This window comes from Proteus mirabilis ATCC 29906 (assembly GCF_000160755.1).
GTDB classification, from domain to species: Bacteria; Pseudomonadota; Gammaproteobacteria; order Enterobacterales; family Enterobacteriaceae; genus Proteus; species Proteus mirabilis.
Genome location: NZ_GG668576.1, coordinates 792,271 through 817,138, shown reverse-complemented (window position 1 = coordinate 817,138; position 24,868 = coordinate 792,271). Strand labels below are relative to the sequence as shown.

The window sequence follows — 24,868 nt, the reverse complement described above, 5'->3', positions numbered from 1 at the left end:
ATAAAATATCAAATAAATTTTATACACAGTGACAAAAATAGAGGCGAATTTGTATTTTTTATGTGCAATTTGCATTTTTTTAATCTTTCAATGCATAAAACTATTGCTATTAACCCTGTCTCATGCGTTAATGAGTAAGGCCTAAATACAGACCTGATTTATGATTGACATTCTAAGTTAATGAGTTTTAAACAGCATCGCTTTTTGACCGTTTTCTTCATGTGTGCCCATAAGTTATAGGTAGTTCAGGCCAGTAGATGCCGAGAAGGCAACGTTTTATTGATATATAGGAAAGTCACATGTCTGACAAAATGAAAGGTCAAGTTAAGTGGTTCAACGAGTCTAAAGGCTTTGGTTTTATTACTCCAGCAGACGGAAGCAAAGACGTATTCGTTCACTTTTCTGCCATTCAAGGTAACGGTTTCAAAACTCTGGCTGAAGGTCAGAACGTAGAATTCACAATTGAAAACGGTGCAAAAGGTCCAGCAGCTGCTAACGTAACAGCTCTGTAATAAAAGCCTTTTAAAAATTTTCTTCAAGCCTGTCACCTTCTGGTGGCAGGCTTTTTCTTTATGGGTAAAATAAAAAGAAGATAATGAGAATTTTTATCAGGAGTAAAAATGAACGTTAATGATCATGTTGTAGTAAAAACGGATGGCTGTGAAGATCGTCAAGGAACCATTTTACTGATTGAAGAATTTAATGAAGGCATTATGTACTTGGTTTCACTGCCTGAATATCCGAATGGTATTTGGTTTTTTAATGAAAAAGAAGGTGGTGAAGGCACTTTTGTTCGACCAGTACAACAAAAATGATTGGTTTAGGAAGCGTTCATTTACATTGTGCAATGGCCTATTTATACTACCAGCCAAATTTTGACGAAGAGAAAACAGATGGATACGCAAAGTAGTAAATTAATGCAAAAAATAAATTGGTAAGCCGTTTTCTCCGCTAAAACTGCTTACCTACCGGTGGGCAGTGCACTTCTTGAACCTCGTTTTACATAGAATCGCACTAACCTTGAGATGCTCTTATTACTAAGAGGTGATTTTATGTGCTATGTTTTTTTCTCCTTATTTCCTCCTCCTAGATTGCTGTAGCCAAAGATCCGTTGTTGTATTACTTCATTAGCCGTATAACGGCGTGTTTTTTTAGCCATTGTTTATGGAGGAAATTAAAATGGCTATGACTCCTTATATCTTAAATTTGGTTGTTGCAATGTGTCTTGGTGCTTTGATTGGTGCCGAAAGACAATGGCGTCAAAGAATGGCAGGACTTCGCACCAATGCTTTAGTGGCGACCGGTGCTGCGGTATTTATCTTAAGCTCCATTGAAACTTCACCCGATAGCCCAGGACGGATTGCTGCACAAGTGGTTTCTGGTATTGGTTTTTTAGGCGCAGGGGTGATTATGCGCGAAGGAATGAATATTCGAGGTCTTAATACCGCGGCGACACTTTGGTGCTCTGCGGGCATTGGTGTGTTATGTGGACTTGGACTCTATCCACTTGCTACCGTAGCGACATTGCTTATTCTTTGTGCCAATATTCTATTACGGGAAGCGGCTCAACGAATAAATGCCCAACCGCAATATCAAGCGACAGATATTGAACAACGCTATTCTATTCGTATTGTTTGTGATACCCACGATGAAGTTTTGGTAAGAACACTTATTTTGCAAGCCATAAACGGTTTACATGTGAGATTGCAATCATTAAGTAGCGCAGATACACCAATGCCTAGTCAATTAGAAGTTTGTGCTGAAGTGTTGGCTACCCCAGCTGAGCAAAAAGAGATAGAAGCCATTGTTTGCAGGATAAGTTTAGAAAAAAGTGTCAGTGCAATTAATTGGAAAATTGCTTCTGAGCATCCTGCTTAATACTTTATGGATATAAAATATAATACTTTGTGAGTATAAATAGAGGTTATCCCCACAGCAATAGAGCTTGTTAATGTGTTTTATAAGAATAGTGGGGATAATATCAACAAAAGTAGAATATAAAACAATAACTGAAAACGAGGGAATTTAGCTTATTTTAAACGCTATTTAATACAGTTTAGCATTATAAATAATAGAAAATTAACTAAGTATTAATACTGGTGGTTAAAGGTAACCTATTTCATATGTGTAATTATTCATTGTGAAACTATGTTTATAGCTGAATAAGATCGATAACATGTATCATCAATCTTTGTTTAGATGAAAGAATAAAGTTATCTATAATAAAAAACCATTTATCAATGGAAACTTATTTTAAATCAAAAAACGCATTTTAAAATTATGTTAAGCTGAGTAGGCGGGTAGGCTTTCCTACTAAAAACCCATTTGATGAGTCTATTAATTGTCCTAGCACACAAAATCGTTACTAAAGGGCTTAAGACAAGATGCATTTACTTACATGCCTCTATTGAAAACTTTGGTGTCGTACATATCACTCGATGATATTCTCAAACAATTTCAATATATTCGATGAATTATTTATCATTATTCTTTATTTGACGATCGTTAACCTACTGCTTTTTGAGAAATATTTTTGATAAAAGTGCACTTAAAGCAAGTCAGGGGAGGAGAAAAGTTGTGTAGATGACACAGCAGGGGGCTACAGTAAAGCTGATGAATGGGGGGAAGTGTTGATTGTTGATACATATCATTAGGATATAAATTCTTTTTTGTAAACAAGCTGTAGGGGAAATGCTACCAATAAGTAATCTTATTATACTGGTTGAAAAAACATACTAATCTATTTATTGTATAAAATATCTATTTCAATATTACATTATTTATATCTTTATCAAGAAGATGAGTCTGACTTATAGAAGAAAAAAATCATCGAATAACGAAATAAATGCACCATTGTAATTTCTATTAGAAATAATTAGAGGCTTATTTTTCGTATTATATCATGATACAAAAATGATTAAAAAGATTAAGTAAAAGTACGGGGAAAAGAAAATACTAAAGGTTAGCGAGAATCAAAAAGAACATGGTCGATAAAAGGCTAATCGACTTCTAAACTATTGCTCATGTTATTGGGCGTTGTTACGTAAATAATTATAGTTGATGGTGACAGAAAGATGGCTAACAATATTTTTATCTTATTTGTTACATAAAAATGAGATCGTTGAGTAATGAGTTGCGTAACTGAGGTTATTTGTTTTTATGATAAAAAATAGTGATAAATAACTATTTTGAATAAATTTGTTATATCAATCTGCTTATTGTGTGTTGTCTGTCAAAAAGTTATTTCCCACCAATTCTACTCTTTATTTGAGTAATGTTGATGATAATCAATATCACAATAAATAAAAATGATAAAAATAAGTTTGCTTTTTTGTTTAAAAAAGCAGTCTTTTTATCAATACCTTTCTTAGAAGAACCCATCATCTCTTTTGTTAAGCATTGATATTAGCTGATTAGCGCTAAGAAATGGCTAAGGCTACTCTTCTCAAACCATCGGAAAACATGCTTAAAAAAAAGACAAATAAAAATAAAAAACGTATTATTTTTGGTCGTAAATTAAGCTATCTTATCTGTCATATATAAAAAAAGTAACATTTGCTATTTTACAGTTTATTAATGATGATGATTGAGTAGGCAATAAGAGGTTATTTTGATCAAAAATAGTTGTTAATATTGACATTGGATAAATGATTTATACAAATGTTAATATTTAGGTGGTGAGCGTTAAAGCAGGATAGGGATTGATCAAATTGCAAATGAGTAAGTTGGAATTTCCATTCTAAATTTTCTATGTCTCAATCATTTTGAAAGAAGAGATCGGTAAAACTTTTTTGCTGAAAATGAAATAGTTATTTCATTTGTAGTCTATTTTTATCAGAATAACGGATAAGAAATAAAAAAATCACACTGATTATTTATAATAAATTAATTATTTATTATTTTAATAAAATCAATCTGTTTTTTTTACTTATTGATACTATGTTATTTAAATAATAGCCTGTTTTTTTATTTATATGTGTTTTTATTTTTTTATATAAATGTAATGGCTGAAATATAAAAAATAAATTATTTTTGTTTATATTAAGTTTAAGTCAAATATTATATATTTTTTTTATCGAATTTAATTGGGTAAATAAAGTTATTATTGCTACTTTATATTTTTAAATGAAGTTTTTTCTCCTATGGATTTATATTTATTTTTCTAAAAAAAGTTGGTAAGTAATTTGATTGTTACGTAAAAACCATAAATAAATCTTACCTGTATTGTCATGTTTTTTTATATTGATTAATCTTTGTTCGGTAAAACACGCATAAAGAGTTATATAGCTTTATTATTTTGCACTTTTAGTTATTGATTAGTAATTTTTAATTATTTATTAATAAAACTTTTATGTGATAGAAATAAATATTCAATAATTTATAAGGTAAGATGCATAACTAGGAATTTAATTTTGTATAACTTATCCTGCTAATGTAAGAGTGTTATGCTTTATCTTTATGAATTTTAAGTGTAATTTTTTTTATTTAATTAATTTATAAAATTAGATAACTCAAATTAATTATGATTGGTTGTTTTTTATGCCAATTGTAAATAAAAAGTGATCATTTATGGTGTTTTCGGTAAATGACTAAAAAAACTATATCTATAGAAATATTTATTAAATACAAGTGCTTTGTTCAGACAAAGATGAGGAGGAGCTATGGCAATATATGTTACTGTGATCGAAAAAAACTTCAATTTTAGATTTGTCAATTTTTTATGCTGTATTTTTAGGTTTATAAGTTTAATAGATCGTATAAAATAAAAAATTATCATTAATATTTTAATTTGGGTAGATTCGCTTATTAATTCTCAGCAAGTTTTATTACTAATATTACTTGAATAGTTAATGAACTAATTCCATAATAATGATTATCTTTTTGTGATGTAACTCACATAGTATTTAAATTAGACTACTTTATCCGTTGAATAACTTAATCATTAAGGAGTAAAGTTATCTCGTTAGGATTATTCTTAACGTGATATATTGGCGAGCATTTAAAATCCTTTTTAATTTAAATGTTTTTCTCGCTACTTTTTGAAATGATCGTAATCAAGTAATACAAGGTAGTGTTACTACGAGTCATATTCATAAAATGGGGCCTGGAAATTCAATATACATTTATATTAATTTCCTCGGGATCTTACTTTAAACAAGATCCTCTTTGTTCAATATAATCGGACGGGATGTAAAGAGATGAGTACGGTTGAATTGCTTAAGCATATTTATGACATAAATTTATCGTATTTGCTTTTGGCGCAGAGGTTAATTAACCAAGAAAAGGCTTCCGCAATGTTTAGACTGGGTATCAGCGATTCTATGGCTGATGCACTAAAAGAGCTAACATTGCCTCAATTGGTTAAGTTGGCTGAAACAAACCAACTAATCTGTAATTTCCGGTTTGAAGACAGCGAAACAATAGAACAACTCACTAAAGAATCCAGAGTGGATGATTTGCAACAAATTCATACTGGTATCCTTCTTTCTTCTAACTTGTTCCGTCAACTATCGGAACATGATACCTCTGCTACAAAGAAACGGGCATAACAATGAGTGAGAAAAGTATCGTCCGAGAGGCGAAAGATATTCGCCTAGCAATGGAATTAATCACCTTAGGTGCTCGCTTACAAATGCTTGAAAGCGAAACGCAATTAAGTCGAGGGCGTTTAATTAAATTATACAAAGAATTAAGAGGAAGCCCTCCTCCTAAAGGTATGCTACCTTTTTCAACAGATTGGTTTATGACATGGGAACAAAATATCCATTCTTCAATGTTTTATAATGCTTACCGCTTTTTATTAAAAAGCGGGGGGAGCGTAGGTGTTGAAGCTGTTGTAAAAGCCTATCGTTTATATTTAGAACAATGTCCACCCGTTAAAGATCAAGAACCTATTTTAGCACTAACACGAGCATGGACATTAGTTCGTTTTGTTGAAAGTGGTATGTTACAACTTTCTGTATGTACCAAATGTAATGGTTCATTTATTACACACGCACATCAGCCTGCAAGTAATTATGTTTGTAGTCTTTGTCAGCCTCCATCTCGGGCAATAAAAAAACGTAAACTTTCCGCCAATCCTGCCGATATTAACTTACAACTGTTGGATGGTCTTGAACAGTTTGCAATGTGATTCGAGATTGAAAGTTAAATATCAGGTTATAGATTAAAGACTCTATAACCTGAGTTGTTTCCTCTTCCCCTCCTATCTCCTTGCGGTTATGTTCGCCATTCTCTCTATAACGAAATTAGCTAAAGGGATATCGCGTGTTAGTACTCTTAGGATATATCGTGGTGATTTGTGCTGTCCTCGGAGGGTTTACCCTCGTAGGTGGACATCTAGGCGCATTATATCAACCCGCTGAATTTTTAATTATTTTTGGTGCCGGTATCGGTGCTTTTGTTGTAGGTAATAATGGTCGTGCGATCGTATCAACGGTAAAAATCCTACCGAAATTACTTCGTAACACTAACTACAATAAAGCGATGTATATGGATCTAATGGCATTAATGTTTCGTTTGCTGTCTAAAGCGCGCCAAAACGGCATGTTGGCATTAGAGAGAGATATTGAAAATCCACAACAAAGTGACATTTTTTCCCAATATCCTCGCATTATGAAAGACGTTTATATGCTCAGTTTTATTACTGATTATATGCGTTTGATGGTGACGGGGAATATGAATCCTTATGAAATTGAAGCGCTAATGGACGAAGAAATTGCCACTTTTGAAGAAGAAAGTGAAGTACCTGCGGCGGGGCTCTCTACGATGGGCGATTCATTACCCGCATTTGGTATTGTGGCCGCGGTTATGGGGGTGGTTAATGCGCTAGGTGCTGCCGATAGACCTGCTGGGGAAATGGGGGCACTTATTGGTCACGCAATGGTAGGTACTTTCTTAGGTATTTTATTAGCTTATGGCTTTGTTTCACCATTAGCCTCTCGTATCAGACAACGCTCTAGTCAACAAATGAAAATGATGGAGTGCATCAAGACCACCCTGTTATCTAGCATGAATGGATATGCACCACAGATAGCGGTTGAGTTTGGTCGTAAGACCCTCTTTCTGGCAGACAGACCTTCATTTATTGAATTGGAAGAACATGTACGTCAGGTACGGACACCGATGCAGGCAAATCCTGATGCAATGAAAGAAGAGTAATTATGAAAAGTAATTCACAGATAATCAGAGTTAAAAAGCGAGGGAAAAAACAGCACAACGCACAACATGGTGCGTGGAAGATAGCTTACGCTGACTTTATGACTGCCATGATGGCTTTCTTTCTGGTGATGTGGTTACTTTCTATCGCTAGTCCTCAAGAGTTAACTCGTGTTGCTGAATATTTTCGCACACCTCTAAAAGTTGCCATTGAAAAAGGCCGCGTTAGTGGAGACGTGACAAACCCGATACCAGGGGGAGGACGTGATCCTGTGTATAACGAAGGTGATGTACTGCCAAAAGGTGTCGAAGATAAACAGCTCAATGAAAAACAGCAATTCCGTAAACTGAAAGAGAATTTAGAGCAAGTTATTTTACAAGATCCTCGCTTAAAAGATTTAAAACCTCATTTATTAATCGACATGATGGACGAAGGCTTACGTATCCAAATTATAGATAAAGAAAGCCGGCCAATGTTTAAAGTTGGTAGTGCCACTGTTGAACCTTATATGAAAGATATTTTAACTGCGATAGCGCCAATACTAAATGACTCGCCTTATAAAATCAGTTTATCAGGTCATACCGATGATATTCCTTATGCGAGTGGTGCACTCAAATACAGTAACTGGGAGTTATCAACGGATCGAGCCAATGCATCTCGTCGAGAACTTATTGGTGCAGGGCTTGCAGAATGGAAAGTACTACGGGTTGTAGGTATGGCATCAACTGTTCACTTAGTAAAAGAGGATGGTTTTGCTCCGGCGAATAGAAGGATCAGTATATTAGTTTTAACTAAGCAGGAAGAAAAGAAAATTGTACATGAAAATGAGCGGGTTGCACCAGCAATAAAAGAGGCATCAGAAATTAAACCTCTGCTTTCAGGGCAAGAAACCCCACAAGAAAACGGAGAAAATACACAGACGAATTCGTCTGTGTCTTCTTCTACATCTAAGCTTCCCGAATCAAAAAAGGAAAATGTTGAAACAGGAGTTTCTGGGGAAAGTTTGCCATCACAATCGACAAATATTACGACAAAACAGGAAACAACTCCTTAGTTTGTATGTAATCGCGTAAAGGTGAATGAGTAACGATGGATATTACCGAGTTTTATCAAACATTTTTTGATGAAGCAGATGAGTTGTTAGCTGATATGGAACAGCATTTACTGTTACTTGATCCGCAAAATCCAGATCAAGAGCAGTTAAATGCTATTTTTCGTAGTGCGCACTCCATAAAAGGAGGAGCCGCAACATTTGGCTTCGTTAAACTTCAGCAGACCACTCATGTGCTGGAAAACTTGCTCGATAGTGCAAGACGCCATGAAATGGTACTTACCGATGACATTATTAACCTGTTTCTGGAAGCGAAAGATATTATGCAACAGCAATTGGATGCACATAAAAACTCACAAGAGCCAGACGAGGAAACATTTAACTATATTTGTGAGAAGTTGCGTCAGTTAGCTCTAGAAGTCAAAGAGGAACAATCAACTCAATTAGGTGAGGGGAGTGACTCAGTATCTTTAGCTGAAAGTAATGCCCCAACGGAGAACATCACTCCTGTTTCTGCAGTGCATCATACTGACGATGAGCTTAGTAAAGAAAATCAACCGCTAGCAACGGCTAATACACCAAATACTGACGGTCTTTATCAGCACCATATTATTTTATCTGATTTAAAAGAGACCGATATTGATTTAATGCTAGATGAATTAAAGCATCTGGGTGAAGTCAGTCAGGTTGAAAAACAGCACCATGGGTTGGAAGCGGTATTAAAAACCACAGCAACTCAAGAAGATATCAGTGCGGTATTATGTTTTGTGATTGAACCAGAACAGATTTCCTTTGCTAACGTTGCTGCTACTGAGGAAAAGGTAACGTCTACAGATAAAACGCAAGAGCAAGCCGAACACTCACCCTCATCTGTGACAGAAAGTATCCAGCCTGCTGCTCAAACAGAGCAGCCAGCTACGATAGAAAAAAACGTTGCTGAGTTGAATAAAAATAGTCAAGCAGATGAAGTGACTAAAGTTGCTACAACCTTGCCACCAACTGCGACACCAGCCCCTGCGCGAAAACCTGTTGTTGCTCAGGCCAAAACGGAATCAACCAGTATTCGCGTTGCGGTTGAAAAGGTGGACCAACTGATTAACTTGGTCGGGGAATTGGTGATCACTCAGTCTATGTTAGCGCAACATAGTGACACGCTTGAGCCATCTATTCATAGTGATCTACTCAGTTGTATTGCACAGCTACAGCGTAACTCTCGTGATCTGCAAGAGTCAGTGATGTCTATCCGTATGATGCCGATGGAATATGTTTTTAGTCGTTTTCCGCGGGTCGTTCGTGATTTAGCTGGCAAAATGCATAAAAAAGTTGAGTTAAATATGATTGGTAGTTCAACTGAACTTGATAAAAGTTTAATTGAGAAAATCATCGATCCTTTAACTCACTTAGTCCGTAATAGTCTTGATCATGGTATTGAAATGCCTGCCGATCGCATTGCCGCGGGCAAACCAGAGGCGGGTCAATTAACGCTTTCAGCAGAGCATCAAGGTGGCAATATTTGTATTGAAGTGACAGATGATGGTGCCGGATTAAATCGTGAGCGTATTTTGAAAAAGGCGATATCATCGGGCTTAGCTGTTTCTGAAAATATGAGCAATGAAGAAGTTGCGATGTTGATATTTGCGCCAGGTTTCTCTACCGCTGAGGTTGTCACCGATGTTTCTGGACGTGGTGTGGGTATGGATGTTGTAAAACGAAATATCCAAGAAATGGGGGGGCAAATTCAAATTAGTTTTGAAGTTGGAAAAGGCACACGTATTCGCATCTTGCTGCCACTCACCTTGGCCATTTTAGATGGCATGTCAGTAAAAGTGAATGATGAAGTATTTATTTTACCATTAGGAACAGTGGTTAGCTCATTACAACCTGAAGAGGAAGATATTTATCCTTTAGCAGGAGATGAAAAATTATTGCAAGTAAGAGGTGAATATTTACCGCTTATTGAATTACACCGTACTTTTAATATTGAAGGTGCGCAAACAGATATTACTCAAGCGATTGCGGTTATCGTACAAAGTGCAGGGCGCCGTTATGCTTTATTGGTCGATAAGTTAGTTGGTCAACATCAAGTGGTTGTTAAAAATATAGAAAGCAATTACCGAAAAGTACCGGGTATTTCTGCTGCCACAATCATGGGCGATGGTAGTGTTGCTTTAATTCTTGATGTTCCAGAATTACAACGTTTAAGTCATTCTCAAATGACAGAAAAGAAAAAGAATACAACTGCGCATACAGTTATTTAATAGTGAGGATAAAATAAGATTATGGCTGCGGAACATTTCGAGAAATTATCCGGTGAAACTGTTGGACAAGGATTTCTAATTTTTACGTTGGGCAACGAAGAATATGGCATTGATATTCTAAAAGTACAAGAAATTCGGGGCTATGACCAAGTCACTCGTATTGCGAATGCACCTAGTTTTATTAAAGGTGTTACTAACTTACGAGGGGTTATTGTACCTATCGTTGATCTACGAATTAAGTTTTCACAAGAAAATGTTACCTATAATGACAACACAGTGGTGATCGTGGTTAATTTACTCAACCGTATTGTCGGCATTGTTGTTGATGGTGTTTCTGATGTATTAACTTTAAAACCTGAACAAATCTGTCCTGCTCCTGAATTTGCGGTAACAATGTCAACAGAATATTTAACAGGATTGGGTACTTTAGATGAAAGAATGTTAATTCTGGTTGATATTGAAAAATTACTCAATAGCGAAGAAATGGAATTAGTTGATAGCGCAACAATTATGGCTAAATAAAGTTTAGCCTATTAATCTTATTCTTTAATACTGTTCCGGCTATCTTGCCGGAATAGTTTTTTCAATTATTTGTTATTTCTTGGGGCTTTAATATTAATTAAGTGAAATTAAAGCAGAAAGAGTACTTTTAATTTTAGTTAAGTTATTTTTTTTAAATGTATTAACTAAAAAATGAATGTGCATTATGCCTAGCAGGTTTTTAAAATGAGAATTTAAAATATAACTTATTGATATTTAATTTATTTATTGTAAATAGAAAATAGTATCTATATAGGATAAAACCTATAAAGTTTCTCTTAAGTCTGCCGATAACTTGGTCATACCATCTATTATAAAAAGGGAAACTCATGTTTAGCCGAATGAAAATAGTGACTGGGTTGTTATCCATTCTTCTGTTGTTTGGTGTTTTGCAGTTTATCTCCGGGGGTGTTTTTTACTCAAATCTCAGTGAAACAAGACAAGATCTGGATAAAACTCTCACAATACAAAAACAGCGTGAACGTTTAGATGAAAGCTGGGCAAACTTATTGCAAGCGCGTAACAATATCAATCGTGCAGCTATAAGCTATCTGTTACAGGATAAAGATCTGAATGTTGATAGCTCGTTGTCTGTAGAATATTTAACTGGTCTGGCACGTAAAAATATGTCTCGGGCCGATGATAAATTTAAAGAGTTTGAACAGCATATAAATGCTTATCAAATTCATTCAGAAGAAGAAATACGCAATTTAAAAGGGCGTTTTATTGAGTATTTTTCTGCATTAAATCAGTTAGAAATTTTACTGCAAGATAAAAACTTAAAAGATTTTTTCGAACAACCAACGACTTCTTATCAAGATGGTTTTTATAAAGAGTATCTTGCTTATGTTATGCGTAATGAGAAGTTTAATAATCAATTAAATAGTGCATTAGAAGCTTCTCATCAGCGTTCTATTATCACGATGGTGATATTAGCCATTATTGTTGTTACAGCACTCATCATTTGTTGGTTTGCACTACGCAATGCATTAATTCGACCACTTAATTCATTGTTATTAAATATTAAAGCATTTTCTGAAGGGGATCTACGTCCCGATATCGAGGTGCATGGACGTAATGAAATGAGCTTATTAGCAAGTGGCTTAAAGCACATGCAACAAGAGCTTATACATACTGTTCGTGGAGTTTATCAAAGTACTGAGAATATCTATAACAGCACCAGTGAAATTGCCGCAGGTAATAATGATTTATCCTCACGTACTGAGGAGCAAGTTGCTTCATTAGAAGAGACTGCTGCGAGTATGGAGCAGTTAACCGCGACAGTAAAACAAAATGCTGATAACGCACGCCAAGCAAGTAACCTTGCCAATGATGCCTCAGATATTGCCCGCCAAGGTGGAAAAGTTGTGGCTAATGTGGTGCAAACGATGCACGACATAGCCGGAAGTTCTCAAAAAATCACCGATATTACAGCAGTGATTGATGGTATCGCATTTCAAACCAATATTTTGGCGTTGAATGCGGCTGTTGAAGCTGCGAGAGCCGGTGAGCATGGTCGCGGATTTGCGGTAGTTGCCGGCGAAGTCCGTAATCTTGCACAGAGAAGTGCAGAAGCTGCTAAAGAAATAAAAACGTTGATTGAAGACTCTGTTAGTCGCACTGAAACCGGATCGGTATTAGTTGAAAGTGCAGGGGAAACCATGACTCGTATTGTCGAATCTGTGACACGTGTTACCGATATTATGGGGGAAATTGCCTCGGCATCGGATGAACAAAGTCGAGGAATTTCACAAGTGGGTCTTGCGGTTTCTGAAATGGATCGTGTTACTCAGCAAAACGCCTCTTTAGTAGAACAATCTGCCGCCGCTGCTGCGGGTCTTGAAGATCAAGCAGTTGCATTAACCCGCTTAGTTTCCATCTTCAAATTACCGGGTCAGGAAGAAAAAGCATTAGAGAAAAAGGAATTGGATGCACTCCCTGTAGTACAAGCCGCTGCTCCACTTATAAAACCAGGAACCTCAGAAAAGAAAAAGAGCAGCAGTGTTGAAGATCCCGCTAACTGGGAAACTTTCTAACAACAACAAGTGGCTGACAAGCGGTAGTGATTTGCTACCGCTTATAACGAGGTGAAGGCATGTTTAGGTTTCGTAAATTAAAGATATCCACCAGTCTCTATTTATTACTGATGATGTTTTGTGTGATGCAAGTTATTTCCAGTGGGATCTCACTGGGAATTATTCATTTAAACAACAATCAGATCACTAGAATTGATTTAGATACTGCTAAGCGAGATGAATTAGGATTAAGTTGGGTATCTTTAGTACAAGCACGTAATGCAATAAATCGCGTTGCGATAGGAATGAAAACTGAACAGTCAACAGATTATATCCAATCTATTGAATCAATCGCATTATCACGTTTGGAAACAGCAAATACTCATTTTCAAAATTTCCTTACAGATATTAATCAAGAGGTTATTCCACAAGAAGAAAAAGAGATTTTTAATACCGTAAAAAATGATTATCACGTTCTTTATAGTGCACTAGTTGAATTACATGGCATGTTAAAAAAAGGCGATTTTCAAGGGTTTTTAGATCAACCAACGGAACGCTATCAAACTGCGATGGAAAATTCATTTAATACCTATATGAATTACGTTCAATATGAAGTGGCTGATTCGATTGAACAAGGACATCATTTTTATACCATCGCTATTTTAATGTTTATTGGCGCAATCACCATGGTAATTGTGGTGTCAATCGCCTCTCATCGCTGGTTAAGTTTTAATATTATTAAACCTTTCGCAAGTTTAAGCCGTTACTTTAATGATGTCGCAACAGGCAAATTAAATCGTGAAATTCTGGTTTTTACTGATGACGAAATAGGTGACATTTTTAGACGGTTACGTGAGATGCGTGGCGAGTTGGCGCGCTCTATTCGTATTGTTCGTGATAACAGTCAGGCGATGTATTCGGGTATTCAAGAAATTTCCAAAGGTAATACCGATTTATCCTCGCGCACAGAACAACAAGCTGCTTCTTTGGAAGAGACGGCTGCGAGTATGGAGCAATTAACGGCGACAGTTAAACAAAATGCGGATAACGCGTTACAAGCGAGTAAGTTGGCGGAATCTGCATCTGAAACTGCACTACGAGGCGGTGAAATTACTCACAGTGTGGTCGAAATGATGGATGCTATTACTCAAAGTTCTCAAAAGATAGGCGCTATTATTAGTGTCATTGATGGTATTGCCTTTCAAACCAATATCTTAGCGCTTAATGCTGCGGTAGAAGCGGCGCGAGCGGGTGAACAAGGACGCGGTTTCTCAGTTGTTGCAGGAGAGGTGCGTAATCTTGCTCAGCGTAGTGCTGAAGCGGCTAAAGAAATTAAAACACTTATTGACGAGTCTGTGTCTCGAGTCTCTCAGGGATCTCGATTAGTAAATGATGCGGGGCAAACGATGGAGGAGCTTGTCACATCTGTAAATAAAGTCACTGAGTTAATGGCCGAAATTGCCTCGGCTTCAGACGAACAAAGTAGAGGTATTCACCAAGTTGCTGATGCTGTTAGTCAGATGGATCAGGTGACACAACAAAACGCTGCTTTGGTGGAGCAATCAGCATCTGCTGCCACAGCATTAGAAGATCAGGCTAACAACCTGGTTAATGCTGTATCGGCATTCGAATTGCCTGACACGGATGAAGACGGATCTTCTCACTCCTTAGAAGGTAATGGGTTGAAGAAAGCAGATAAAAAATCATTTTTTAAAAAGACCCATTAAAAAATAATGAAACGTAATGTTACTGAAGAATTGCCAGATATCGCTGCTCAACCGTTAGATTTTTTTTCTGAACGGTTTATGTTGTCCGATGATCAGTTTCAATCAATCTGCCAATTGATTTATCAAAAAGCAGGTATTGTGCTGACTAACAACAAACGGGAAATGGTTTATAACCGTCTCACGAGGAGGTTACGTGAATTACGGATGAATAACTTTGGTGACTATCTTGCGTTTCTAAAAAGTGATGTATGCAACCCTGAATGGCAAGAGTTTATTAATGCGTTAACCACAAACTTAACTGCATTTTTTAGGGAAGCACATCACTTTCCTATTTTGGCTAAACACGCCAAAAACAGGGCAGGAGGAGTTTACCGAGTATGGTGTGCTGCCGCATCTACTGGAGAAGAGCCTTATTCAATAGCGATGACTTTGCGCGATGTTTTTGGGGATAACCCCTATAAAACAAAAATTATTGCCAGCGATATCGACACTAATGTGTTGGAAAAAGCCCGTAAAGGTGTTTATCGACTGGAAGAGTTAAAAACGTTAAACGAAGAATATTTGAAAAAATATTTTCTCAAAGGTGTTGGTGATTTTGCCGGATACGTGAAAATTAGACCACAAGTAAGTGAAATGGTCACTTTTCAGTATTTGAATTTACTCGACAAGCAGTGGAAATTAGAAGGGCCATTTGATGCGATTTTTTGTCGTAATGTCATGATTTATTTTGATAAAACGACACAGCAAAGCTTACTTCATCGATTTATACCATTGCTTAAACCCGATGGAATGTTGTTTGTAGGGCATTCTGAAAATGTGAGCCAACTAAGCAAGGATTTTTACTTGCAGGGGCATACGGTTTACGGGCTGACACCAGCAAGGAGAGGTTATGAATAAAATAACGGTACTCTGTGTTGATGATTCGGCGTTAATGCGCCAGATCATGCGAGAAATAATTAATAGTCACCATGATATGGAGGTCGTTGATTGTGCGCCAGATCCGATAGTCGCTCGTGACTTAATAAAAAAGTTTAATCCACAGGTATTGACGTTAGATGTTGAAATGCCACGCATGGATGGTATTGATTTTTTGGAAAAATTAATGCGCTTACGCCCTATGCCAGTGGTGATGGTTTCATCACTCACAGCCAAAGGTTCAGAAGTGACATTAAAAGCATTAGAACTGGGGGCAGTTGATTTTGTCACTAAACCTCAGTTAGGTCTACGTGAAGGAATGTTGGCCTACAGTGAACTTATTGCAGAAAAAATCCGAGCAGCGGCTCAGGCAAGAATTAGTCGTCATGAAACGAAAACATTACCGTCTAAGTCGTTATCATTTACTCCCATGATTTCGAGTGAAAAGTTAATCGCTGTTGGTGCTTCAACAGGGGGCACGGAGGCCATTCGTCATTTTTTAGAGCCATTACCTATTACCAGCCCTGCAGTATTAATAACCCAACATATGCCGGCGGGTTTTACCCACTCATTTGCAGAGCGGTTAAACCGTTTATGCCAAATCAGTGTGAAAGAAGCTGAAGATGGAGAACGGGTTTTACCTGGACACGCCTACATCGCACCGGGTGATTATCATATGGAGCTTCGTCGTAATGGTGCTAATTACCAGATCCATATAAATAAAGATCCTGCGGTAAATCGGCATCGACCTTCTGTTGATGTGCTATTTAATTCGGTTGCTAAATATGCGGGACGTAATGCTATTGGTGTCATTTTAACAGGGATGGGCAGTGATGGTGCTACAGGTTTATTAGCAATGCGTCGTGCAGGTAGCTACACATTTGCACAAGATGAAGCAAGTTGCGTCGTCTTTGGGATGCCTCGTTCCGCGGTCGAATTGGGAGCCGTAGATGAGGTAAAAAGTATAAGCTCAATGAGTAAAGCCGTGCTGATGAAAATCAGCACAACACAATCATTGCGTATCTGATTAAGTTCAGTTTAAACAGCAACACAGTAATTTGCCAATATATTTTGAAGGAGTTTTCAATGGCAAGTAAGGATCTGAGATTTTTAGTGGTTGATGATTTTTCAACAATGCGCCGCATCGTTCGTAATTTACTAAAGGAGTTAGGATTTATGAACGTAGAAGAAGCAGAAGATGGTGCTGACGCGTTAGCCAAGTTACAGAGTTCGGCATATGATTTTGTTATCACCGATTGGAATATGCCCAATATGGATGGGTTAGAGTTGCTGAAGAATATTCGTAGTGACGCAGGGCTTGCAACGCTTCCCGTTCTGATGGTGACCGCCGAAGCGAAAAAAGAAAATATTATTGCTGCTGCGCAATCAGGAGCAAGTGGATATGTTGTTAAACCTTTTACTGCAGCCATTCTTGAAGAAAAACTCAATAAAATTTTTGAAAAACTGGGCATCTAAGGAGTCGCAATGAGTGGGGATCCAATTATGCCGAAAGATAATGTCGAAATAACGTCAGATATTATCAGTCGGATCGGACAATTGACGCGTATGTTACGCGACAGTTTGCGAGAATTAGGATTGGATAAAGCAATAGCAGAAGCAGCAGAAGCCATTCCTGATGCAAGGGAAAGATTGGACTATGTTGCTCAAATGACCGCTCAGGCAGCTGAGCGTACATTAAATTGTGTGGAAGCTGCGCAACCAAAACAGGATGAGTTAAGTAGTCATGCAACTAAGTTAACTGAACGCTGGGATCAATGGTTTGAGCATCCAGAAGATCTCAAAGATGTACGCTCTCTTGTAACGGATACCCGCAATTATTTGCGGGATATCCCTGAAAGTGCGGCTTTTACAAATAGCCAATTACTTGAAATTATGATGGCGCAAGATTTCCAAGATTTAACAGGCCAAGTGATTAAACGTATGATGAGTGTGGTTCAAGAAATTGAAAAACAACTTGTTATGGTATTAATGGAAAATCTGCCACCAGAGCAACTTGAAAAATCCAATGCGAAAAAAAAGACTGATTCATTATTAAATGGCCCACAAGTCAATAAAAACAATGCTGGTGTGATTAAGAATCAAGATCAGGTTGATGATTTACTGGAAAGTTTAGGTTTCTAATCTATTGGTGAGTTTAGGGCGATAAGGACATAACTGGCTTGCAGGAGGCATTCGCTCTATCTCTGCTCTTTGAGGATGTTCTATTTTATGGATAAAAAACAACCAAAAAACAGGTTGATAGCGCAGGCTATTGAAGAAAATGTAAGCCGCTTTATCTAAGCGGCTTTTGTTTGATGGTGAGAAATACACGCTTTTACCTTATATTCACCACAGAATTATTCTTGCGATAAACCCTCCATATTTGCACCAAATAAATATGTTGTTTCAAAGGTGATGTGTAAGTAGCACACTTTTTTGCTGTTTATACCTTCATAGCCCAAAAAGCCCCGTAAATTTGCGATTGTTCAACCCATCAATTTCTTCTGAATTTGTCATGCTAAGAGACATTTCATTCAGGCTTTAATCTAATTATCTAAATCGGACAGACTGTGGCTGAAGATAGCGATCTCGAAAAGACAGAAGAACCCACTCCCCATAAACGGGAAAAAGCAAAAAAGGATGGGCAAATTGTTCGTTCCAAAGAGCTTTCGTCCGTATTAATGATTTTAGGGGGCGTCAGTTTACTGTGGATGAGTGGGCGTTTTATCACTCGTGAGCTTTATGCCATGTTAACGGAAGGTTTTACTTTTAATCATCACATAATCGGCAACGAGAATTTATTGATCCCCCGTTTTGCCAGTTTAATGAAACAGGCTGTATTTGCGTTATCGCCAGTGTTTCTAGGCTTGGTCTTAGTGGCAATTGGTGGTTCAGCCGTATTGGGGGGGATTAATTTTAGTAGCAAATCTATCAAGTTTGATCCGAAAAAATGGAACCCTATTTCTGGCTTAAAACGTATTTTTTCAATGAATGCGTTAGCTGAATTATTTAAAGCGATTTTAAAATCACTCTTTGTCGGCTTAGCCGCAACGGTTTTCTTATGGCACAACTGGAACGATATTCTTCATTTGATCACGCTTCCTCCTTTAAGTGCTTTAGCTAATGCGATGCAACTGCTTATTTTTGCGGTCTATATTGCGGTTTTTATGCTTATCCCGATGGTGGCATTCGATATTATTTTTCAAATTCGTAGCCATTTGAAAAAGTTACGCATGACACGCCAAGAAATCAAAGACGAATTTAAACAACAAGAAGGTGATCCGCAATTAAAGGCGCGTATTCGCCAACAACAACACGAGATGTCGCGTCGACGAATGATGGCAGATGTGCCAAAAGCAGATGTCATTGTCACTAACCCAACGCATTACGCGGTTGCTTTGCAATATAACGACAAAATGGTTGCCCCAAAAGTACTTGCTAAAGGGGCGGGTGCCATTGCCTTAAAAATTAAAGAAATTGGTGCTGAACATCGAATTCCGCTTCTAGAAGCGCCACCGCTTGCTAGGGCGTTATATCGTCACAGTGAGATAGGACAGGCTATTCCTGCAACACTCTATGCCGCTGTTGCAGAAGTTTTAGCTTGGGTCTATCAACTGAGACGATGGAAAACCGAAGGTGGTTTAAAACCTAAACAACCTATGAACTTGCCAGTGCCTCCCGCACTGGACTTTGCTGGAGAAGATAATCGTCATGGCTAATTTGGCCTCATTACTCCGCTTGCCGGGAAATTGGAAAAGTTCTCAGTGGCAGATACTGGCAGGGCCAGTACTTATTTTGCTTATACTGTCAATGATGGTACTGCCATTGCCACCTTTTCTATTGGACTTATTGTTTACCTTTAACATTGCCCTTTCTATCATGGTGCTATTAGTGGCCATGTTTACTAGGCGCACATTGGACTTTGCTGCCTTTCCTACAATACTCCTGTTCACTACATTGTTACGCTTATCGCTTAACGTTGCATCAACACGTATTATCTTGATGGAAGGACATACAGGTTCAGCAGCTGCAGGGCGTGTTGTTGAAGCTTTTGGTCATTTCCTCGTAGGTGGCAATTTTGCTATCGGTATCGTTGTTTTTATCATTCTTATTCTGATTAACTTTATGGTTATCACCAAAGGTGCAGGGCGTATTGCTGAAGTAGGCGCACGCTTTGTATTAGATGGGATGCCGGGTAAGCAGATGGCTATCGATGCTGATTTAAATGCTGGGATCATAAACGAAGAAGAAGCTAAAAAACGTCGTAAAGAAGTCTCGCTTGAGTCTGACTTTTATGGATCTATGGATGGTGCAAGTAAATTCGTCCGAGGGGATGCGATTGCCGGCTTAATGATCTTGGTAATAAACGTCGTTGGTGGTTTAGTGGTCGGTGTTGCACAACATAATATGGCACTTAACGATGCGGCAAGCACTTATACCTTATTAACCATCGGTGATGGGCTGGTGGCACAAATACCAGCACTGATTATATCAACAGCGGCGGGTGTTATTGTTACTCGCGTTGCAACCGATGAAGATGTCGGTCAACAAATGGTGACGCAACTCTTTGATAACCCTCGTGTACTAATGCTAACTGCGGGCGTTTTAGGATTGCTGGGGTTAGTACCAGGTATGCCAAACTTTGTTTTTCTCTTCTTTACGGCTGCATTAGCAGGATTAGGATGGTATATCTTAAAACGCCATAGCAGTCCTCAAGTGCAACAACAAAAAGAGTTGGAACAAGTTGAAAAACAAAACCGGGTTGTTGAAGCCTCTTGGGAAGATGTGCAATTAGAAGATCCGCTGTCAATGGAAGTAGGTTATCGTCTTATTCCCATGGTCGACAATCGCCAAAATGGTGAATTGTTAGGTCGAATTAGTGGTATTCGCAAAAAGTTTGCACAAGAAATGGGGTATTTACCTCCTGTTGTACATATTCGCGATAATATGGAAGTAAAACCTTCCTCCTACCGCATTTTAATGAAAGGGGTAGAAATCGGTCATGGCGAAGCTCATCCTGGGCGTTGGTTGGCCATAAACCCTGGTAATGCAGTCGGAACGCTAGAAGGTGATAACACTCAAGAGCCGGCATTTGGTTTACCTGCAGTATGGATTGATGACAGTTTAAGAGAGCAAGCACAAGTACAAGGCTATACGGTTGTGGCGGCAAGTACAGTGATTGCAACACATTTTAATCATGTACTTAACCAATACGCATCAGAGTTATTTGGTCGCCAAGAAGCGCAAATGCTATTTGATAGGGTAAGCAAAGAACTACCGAAAATGACGGAAAATATGATCCCCGATATGCTGTCATTAACGGTGTTACATAAAGTATTGCAAAACCTGTTGGCAGAGCAAGTGCCTATTCGCGATATGAGAACCATATTAGAAGCACTAGCAGAGCATGCACCTGAGCAAAAAGATCCGGCAGAATTAACGGCGGTAGTTCGTGTGGCATTACGCAGGGCGATAACACAACACTGGTTTGGTGATAAAGAAGAGATACAAGTTATCGGATTAGATGCGGGACTAGAGCGTCTATTATTACAAGCGATGCAAAGTGGGGGGGGATTAGAGCCTGGCCTTGCTGAAAACATTGAACAACAAGCCTTAGATGCGGTACGCCGTCAAGAGATGTCAGGGGGCGTGCCAGTACTCTTGGTTAACCATGCACTACGTTCGCTGTTATCGCGCTTTTTACGCCGTAGCTTGCCACAGTTAGCGGTATTATCAAATATGGAAATTAGCGAAGGTCGTCATATTCGTATGACATCAATGATTGGTGGACAAAATCATTAATTATTAATCATTGATAAAAATCTACTAAAACCACTAAATCATCATTTAGTGGTTTTTTTTGCAGTTTATACATAAAAAGGAAATATAAATAATTATTCTTGCAATAATTCTTATGCATATGGAATGTTTTATTTATAAAATCTAAAAAAAATAATTTCATTAATATAAATTTTTTATAGGAGAGCTATTAATGAAAGAAAATCTATTATTATTTTTATTATTTTTACATTCTACACAGGTATTTTGTAGCGAAGAAAAAATTAAGAAAACTGCAATAATTGATATTGATCGTCCTATTGTAAAAGGAATTTCTCATAACTATTTTGAATATTTTAATGTGCCACCAGAAGGCGTGATATTGAATAATAAAGAAGCACAGGCTGACACTATTATTAATGAAATCACAGGAGATCAAATTAGTTTTCTCAATGGCAATATACATGTTATCGGGAAAATGGCACATGTTATTATAGCTAATCCAAATGGTATTGAATGTTATCAATGCTCTGCATCTGATGTCACTGGTTTTACATTAATCAGTGGATATACCAAAAATCAGGGTAGCGACTTTTTTTTATCTAATAGAAATTATGTTTATATTAATGACGTAAGAATTTTCTCTAGAGTAGCAAAAAATATAAATATCATTTCTAACGAAGTCTATTTAGAGGGTGGGATATATGGGAATGTTAATGATTTAAATATAACAAGTGGATTAGTAACTTATAATCCGCAGTTAGAGAATAAAGTAAATTCATATGGGCGGATTTCTTTTTTTGATGGTTTTGACGCTTATTTAAATAAAATTAATATTAAGCATGGATATGGTGAGATTTATTTTGATAAAGAAGCTTATAGAATAATAGAAAGAAAATTAAATATTAATAGCTTGTTTGGTAATAGGGCTGTTTATATATCTTATTATTAATATATAAAAGTATTATTTGTATTTTTTAATATGAATGCTTAATCATTAATATATTATTTATATATTTTTTTAAATGCTTTGTCTATATGTTTTTTATATGGATTTTTTTTTAAATTAATTGTTCCTTGTGCTAATTATGATAATCAGTTTTAAAACCAAAGGAAATGTCCATGAAAAAAAACGCTCTATTTACTGTCTCACTGTTATCTGTATTTATTTCATTATCTTGCTATGCTCATCAAGATGTTATTTTACATTCTGATTCATTATCAGATGCAAAAGTATCTATTAATGATGACACAGGGAAAACACAAATTGAAGTGATAAATACTAATCAAGATGGTACCGCCCATATCTATTATAATCGTCTTGATGTTGGTAATTTTGGTTTATCATTAAAAAATAATGCTGAAGCAGAATTAATTATTAATGAGGTTGTTTCTAAAGATGTTTCAATTCTAAGAGGTGAGCTTGAGTTACAAGGAAAAAAGGCGACAGTGGTTATAGCTAATCCTAATGGAATTTCTTGTCGTGATTGTTCTTTCTCTGGAATTAATGATATTAAACTAATTGCAGGTAGCAGTACAGGGAAATTTTCTAAGACATTCACTATAGCAGATATAGGTTCTAGTGTTGTTTTTGATATGAGAAATAAATTAGATAAAAATGAATATAGTCATATTCATCGCAATTATAAAGATATTTCATCTGGAATGATAAATATTATCTCTAATAATGTAGACTTGATTGACGGTGATTTAAATGCTGAATATATTCGTTTTGATATAGGGTTAAGTGAGTTTAATCTTGGAGCTAAAAATGATTATAATAAATACAGCCATTTTTTGTTAAGGACAGAGGCAGGAATAAATAGTCGATATTTAATAATAAAAGCAAAACAGGGTAACGTTTATAATGATGGTAATATAAATACTTTGTCACTAAATCATGAGTCTTATAGCTTAATTAATGCAGGAAACATAGATATAAATCAAGATGATAATTTATATAGAACAGCTTATGATGGGACGAAACAATCAAAAGTAATGGTTTATAAATATTCTTCTGTTCTTAATAATTCATCATTTAATGTTAAAGATAGTATTCTATTTATGAAAGCGGATACGTTGCTTTTAGATAGAACATTTAATATTGATGATAGTTATTTATATGGAAGAGTAGGAACCATAGGAATAGGTAATATATCATTGTCGTATAATAGTGTTTTTCATATTGTCGCTGAGGATAGTATATTTCTTGGTGGTAAAATCCAGGGGGATGGTCATGTTATATTACAATTAAATGATGATAAAGTTGATATTGAAGGTAAAAACTTGTTAATAGGAACAGAGGGATTAAGATTAGAGGGGGGAACAAAATATAAATTAGGTAGATCAACTATTATAGATTATACTGAATACAAATAAGGCTATTTTAATTAAAAATGTAATTTTAATTGTTACTATCGATTTAAATCCTAACGCTAATTCAATCTTTATTTGAAGGTTGTTACATATAAATCAATATATTAAATAAAACACTCCCTGTATTATATTGAGATAATACAGGGACTATTCTTTAATTATAAAAGAAAATTATATTTGTATTTTTCGCCCAGCTAATATTGAACGCTGTGCTTGTCCATCTGCACCATAAAGTGTTGGGCTATGATTTTTCTGTAGAAAATGTAGCGTTTCACTATTGCGAGTAATATGTTGCTCTAACAATAAGCCATTGTGTTGATTAAGATGTTTTAACTCTTCCGTTAGATCAACCAGTTGTCCCCATAAATCAGCTAAAAAAGGCTGTCCTTGATAGGGTCTATCAATACCAACTTGTTTACTGAGTATTTGACGTTTTTGATCGGTATGACCCAGAGCTGTTAATACAAAATTTTTCTGTTCAGTTATTTCATGCAGCTTATTGATATCAATACTTCCTGCACATAATAACTGTTGCTCAGCACGTAAAATACCCGCAATGGTATTGAGCTGTGATAACTGAAGATCTAAGGTCTGGCGGAGTTCTTCCATCATAATCTTTAATATTATTTAGTTATGCTTTCAGCAGCTTCTCGGAAAAGTGCTTCCGCAATTTTGCTACTGTCCATTGTTAATGTTCCATCGGCAATCGCTGCTTTTAAACGGGCAACTTTCTCGACATTGATGTCTTGATTGCTAGGTTGAACTAATTTTTTCTGTGCTTCACTTAGTTTCACAGAAGTATCACCCGCCATTGCTTTTGTTTGCGCATTACCGGTTTTTCGTGCTTCTTGGGCACCTTCATTAAGGTTACGCTGAGAAATGGCCGTGATTGGGATAAGTGGATTTGTGCGTTCAATACTCATAGGAAAATCCTTTGTTAGGCATCAATTAATCGTCAGATGAAGCCATTGTAAACAACCTATGTGTTTTCGCCTATCATCTTGTAGCTTTATATCGGCAGTGTAGATATAAACTTTAATGTTATCTTA

At 36.6% G+C, this 24,868-nt stretch carries 22 protein-coding genes; 19 read left to right on the top strand and 3 right to left on the bottom strand.

The genetic code is table 11. The features are described 5' to 3' along the window. The first annotated feature begins 299 nt into the window (after positions 1–299). From cspE to cheZ, 15 genes are all read left to right on the top strand, one after another. Positions 300–512 (top strand): transcription antiterminator/RNA stability regulator CspE, encoded by a 213-nt coding sequence (gene cspE / locus HMPREF0693_RS03785; protein WP_004243573.1) that lies wholly within the window; start codon positions 300–302, stop codon positions 510–512. Between the two features lie 108 nt (positions 513–620). Next, positions 621–815, top strand: a complete 195-nt coding sequence (dsrB, locus tag HMPREF0693_RS03780; protein WP_004243572.1) for a protein DsrB — start codon at positions 621–623, stop codon at positions 813–815. Positions 816–1,179: 364 nt separating this feature from the next. Beyond that, entirely contained in the window at positions 1,180–1,878 is a 699-nt protein-coding gene (locus HMPREF0693_RS03775) for an MgtC family protein (RefSeq protein WP_004248352.1), read from the top strand. A gap of 3,320 nt (positions 1,879–5,198) precedes the next feature. Next, positions 5,199–5,549 carry a flagellar transcriptional regulator FlhD gene (gene flhD / locus HMPREF0693_RS03770; protein WP_004243568.1) on the top strand — a complete coding sequence of 117 codons (351 nt, stop codon included), beginning with the start codon at positions 5,199–5,201 and terminating at the stop codon, positions 5,547–5,549. 2 nt (positions 5,550–5,551) lie between these two features. Next, entirely contained in the window at positions 5,552–6,133 is a 582-nt protein-coding gene (gene flhC / locus HMPREF0693_RS03765) for a flagellar transcriptional regulator FlhC (RefSeq protein ID WP_004243567.1), read from the top strand. A gap of 134 nt (positions 6,134–6,267) precedes the next feature. Further along, positions 6,268–7,161, top strand: coding sequence for a flagellar motor stator protein MotA (gene motA / locus HMPREF0693_RS03760; RefSeq protein ID WP_004243566.1), 894 nt, complete (start codon positions 6,268–6,270; stop codon positions 7,159–7,161). Between the two features lie 2 nt (positions 7,162–7,163). Beyond that, entirely contained in the window at positions 7,164–8,213 is a 1,050-nt protein-coding gene (gene motB / locus HMPREF0693_RS03755; RefSeq protein WP_004243565.1) for a flagellar motor protein MotB, read from the top strand. 35 nt (positions 8,214–8,248) lie between these two features. Then, entirely contained in the window at positions 8,249–10,468 is a 2,220-nt protein-coding gene (gene cheA / locus HMPREF0693_RS03750; RefSeq protein WP_004243564.1) for a chemotaxis protein CheA, read from the top strand. 21 nt (positions 10,469–10,489) lie between these two features. Continuing rightward, positions 10,490–10,990: a chemotaxis protein CheW gene (gene cheW, locus HMPREF0693_RS03745; protein WP_004243558.1), complete on the top strand. Its 501-nt coding sequence runs from the start codon at positions 10,490–10,492 to the stop codon at positions 10,988–10,990. 347 nt (positions 10,991–11,337) lie between these two features. Then, complete coding sequence (locus tag HMPREF0693_RS03740; RefSeq protein ID WP_004243557.1) at positions 11,338–13,044, top strand: methyl-accepting chemotaxis protein; 1,707 nt, start codon at positions 11,338–11,340, stop codon at positions 13,042–13,044. A 59-nt stretch (positions 13,045–13,103) separates the two neighbouring features. Beyond that, complete coding sequence (locus HMPREF0693_RS03735; protein ID WP_004243556.1) at positions 13,104–14,750, top strand: methyl-accepting chemotaxis protein; 1,647 nt, start codon at positions 13,104–13,106, stop codon at positions 14,748–14,750. A 6-nt stretch (positions 14,751–14,756) separates the two neighbouring features. Further along, complete coding sequence (gene cheR / locus HMPREF0693_RS03730) at positions 14,757–15,647, top strand: protein-glutamate O-methyltransferase CheR (protein WP_004243555.1); 891 nt, start codon at positions 14,757–14,759, stop codon at positions 15,645–15,647. Beyond that, positions 15,640–16,692: a protein-glutamate methylesterase/protein-glutamine glutaminase gene (locus HMPREF0693_RS03725; RefSeq protein ID WP_004243552.1), complete on the top strand. Its 1,053-nt coding sequence runs from the start codon at positions 15,640–15,642 to the stop codon at positions 16,690–16,692. Before cheR ends, HMPREF0693_RS03725 begins: the two co-directional genes overlap by 8 nt. A gap of 59 nt (positions 16,693–16,751) precedes the next feature. Next, complete coding sequence (cheY, locus tag HMPREF0693_RS03720) at positions 16,752–17,141, top strand: chemotaxis response regulator CheY (protein ID WP_004243551.1); 390 nt, start codon at positions 16,752–16,754, stop codon at positions 17,139–17,141. A 9-nt stretch (positions 17,142–17,150) separates the two neighbouring features. After that, entirely contained in the window at positions 17,151–17,807 is a 657-nt protein-coding gene (cheZ, locus tag HMPREF0693_RS03715) for a protein phosphatase CheZ (RefSeq protein ID WP_004243549.1), read from the top strand. On the opposite strand, the gene HMPREF0693_RS03710 is transcribed toward cheZ, so the two are convergent. Continuing rightward, the gene (locus HMPREF0693_RS03710; protein ID WP_004243548.1) at positions 17,796–17,996 is read right to left on the bottom strand and encodes a hypothetical protein; all 201 of its coding nucleotides are present in this window, start codon (positions 17,994–17,996) and stop codon (positions 17,796–17,798) included. The genes cheZ and HMPREF0693_RS03710 overlap by 12 nt on opposite strands. A gap of 239 nt (positions 17,997–18,235) precedes the next feature. Between HMPREF0693_RS03710 and flhB the strand changes: the two genes are divergently transcribed. From flhB to HMPREF0693_RS19685, 4 genes are all read left to right on the top strand, one after another. Then, complete coding sequence (gene flhB / locus HMPREF0693_RS03705) at positions 18,236–19,384, top strand: flagellar biosynthesis protein FlhB (RefSeq protein ID WP_004243547.1); 1,149 nt, start codon at positions 18,236–18,238, stop codon at positions 19,382–19,384. Continuing rightward, on the top strand, positions 19,377–21,467 hold the full coding sequence (gene flhA, locus HMPREF0693_RS03700; protein WP_004243546.1) for a flagellar biosynthesis protein FlhA: 2,091 nt from the start codon (positions 19,377–19,379) through the stop codon (positions 21,465–21,467). Before flhB ends, flhA begins: the two co-directional genes overlap by 8 nt. A gap of 190 nt (positions 21,468–21,657) precedes the next feature. Further along, positions 21,658–22,395, top strand: coding sequence for a two-partner secretion domain-containing protein (locus HMPREF0693_RS03695; RefSeq protein ID WP_004243544.1), 738 nt, complete (start codon positions 21,658–21,660; stop codon positions 22,393–22,395). A 170-nt stretch (positions 22,396–22,565) separates the two neighbouring features. Continuing rightward, complete coding sequence (locus tag HMPREF0693_RS19685; RefSeq protein WP_004243543.1) at positions 22,566–23,822, top strand: two-partner secretion domain-containing protein; 1,257 nt, start codon at positions 22,566–22,568, stop codon at positions 23,820–23,822. Positions 23,823–23,990: 168 nt separating this feature from the next. Here the strand turns inward: HMPREF0693_RS19685 and HMPREF0693_RS03685 are convergent, their stop codons facing one another. Both HMPREF0693_RS03685 and flgM read right to left on the bottom strand, forming a co-directional pair. Continuing rightward, positions 23,991–24,428: a flagella synthesis protein FlgN gene (locus tag HMPREF0693_RS03685; protein ID WP_223842416.1), complete on the bottom strand. Its 438-nt coding sequence runs from the start codon at positions 24,426–24,428 to the stop codon at positions 23,991–23,993. A 14-nt stretch (positions 24,429–24,442) separates the two neighbouring features. Then, positions 24,443–24,742, bottom strand: coding sequence for a flagellar biosynthesis anti-sigma factor FlgM (gene flgM, locus HMPREF0693_RS03680; protein ID WP_004243540.1), 300 nt, complete (start codon positions 24,740–24,742; stop codon positions 24,443–24,445). Between the last annotated feature and the right edge of the window lie 126 nt (positions 24,743–24,868).

What these genes read in the sequence shown, in the direction of transcription:
- cheZ (WP_004243549.1), top strand. Translation starts at nt 17,151, where the DNA reads ATGAGTGGGGATCCAATTATGCCGAAAGATAATGTCGAAATAACGTCA.
- HMPREF0693_RS03695 (WP_004243544.1), top strand. Translation starts at nt 21,658, where the DNA reads ATGAAAGAAAATCTATTATTATTTTTATTATTTTTACATTCTACACAG.
- dsrB (WP_004243572.1), top strand. Translation starts at nt 621, where the DNA reads ATGAACGTTAATGATCATGTTGTAGTAAAAACGGATGGCTGTGAAGAT.
- HMPREF0693_RS03735 (WP_004243556.1), top strand. Translation starts at nt 13,104, where the DNA reads ATGTTTAGGTTTCGTAAATTAAAGATATCCACCAGTCTCTATTTATTA.
- cheW (WP_004243558.1), top strand. Translation starts at nt 10,490, where the DNA reads ATGGCTGCGGAACATTTCGAGAAATTATCCGGTGAAACTGTTGGACAA.
- HMPREF0693_RS03740 (WP_004243557.1), top strand. Translation starts at nt 11,338, where the DNA reads ATGTTTAGCCGAATGAAAATAGTGACTGGGTTGTTATCCATTCTTCTG.
- cheA (WP_004243564.1), top strand. Translation starts at nt 8,249, where the DNA reads ATGGATATTACCGAGTTTTATCAAACATTTTTTGATGAAGCAGATGAG.
- HMPREF0693_RS19685 (WP_004243543.1), top strand. Translation starts at nt 22,566, where the DNA reads ATGAAAAAAAACGCTCTATTTACTGTCTCACTGTTATCTGTATTTATT.
- motB (WP_004243565.1), top strand. Translation starts at nt 7,164, where the DNA reads ATGAAAAGTAATTCACAGATAATCAGAGTTAAAAAGCGAGGGAAAAAA.
- flhD (WP_004243568.1), top strand. Translation starts at nt 5,199, where the DNA reads ATGAGTACGGTTGAATTGCTTAAGCATATTTATGACATAAATTTATCG.
- flhA (WP_004243546.1), top strand. Translation starts at nt 19,377, where the DNA reads ATGGCTAATTTGGCCTCATTACTCCGCTTGCCGGGAAATTGGAAAAGT.
- cspE (WP_004243573.1), top strand. Translation starts at nt 300, where the DNA reads ATGTCTGACAAAATGAAAGGTCAAGTTAAGTGGTTCAACGAGTCTAAA.
- cheY (WP_004243551.1), top strand. Translation starts at nt 16,752, where the DNA reads ATGGCAAGTAAGGATCTGAGATTTTTAGTGGTTGATGATTTTTCAACA.
- flgM (WP_004243540.1), bottom strand. Translation starts at nt 24,742, where the DNA reads ATGAGTATTGAACGCACAAATCCACTTATCCCAATCACGGCCATTTCT.
- flhC (WP_004243567.1), top strand. Translation starts at nt 5,552, where the DNA reads ATGAGTGAGAAAAGTATCGTCCGAGAGGCGAAAGATATTCGCCTAGCA.
- HMPREF0693_RS03775 (WP_004248352.1), top strand. Translation starts at nt 1,180, where the DNA reads ATGGCTATGACTCCTTATATCTTAAATTTGGTTGTTGCAATGTGTCTT.
- cheR (WP_004243555.1), top strand. Translation starts at nt 14,757, where the DNA reads ATGAAACGTAATGTTACTGAAGAATTGCCAGATATCGCTGCTCAACCG.
- HMPREF0693_RS03725 (WP_004243552.1), top strand. Translation starts at nt 15,640, where the DNA reads ATGAATAAAATAACGGTACTCTGTGTTGATGATTCGGCGTTAATGCGC.
- HMPREF0693_RS03685 (WP_223842416.1), bottom strand. Translation starts at nt 24,428, where the DNA reads ATGGAAGAACTCCGCCAGACCTTAGATCTTCAGTTATCACAGCTCAAT.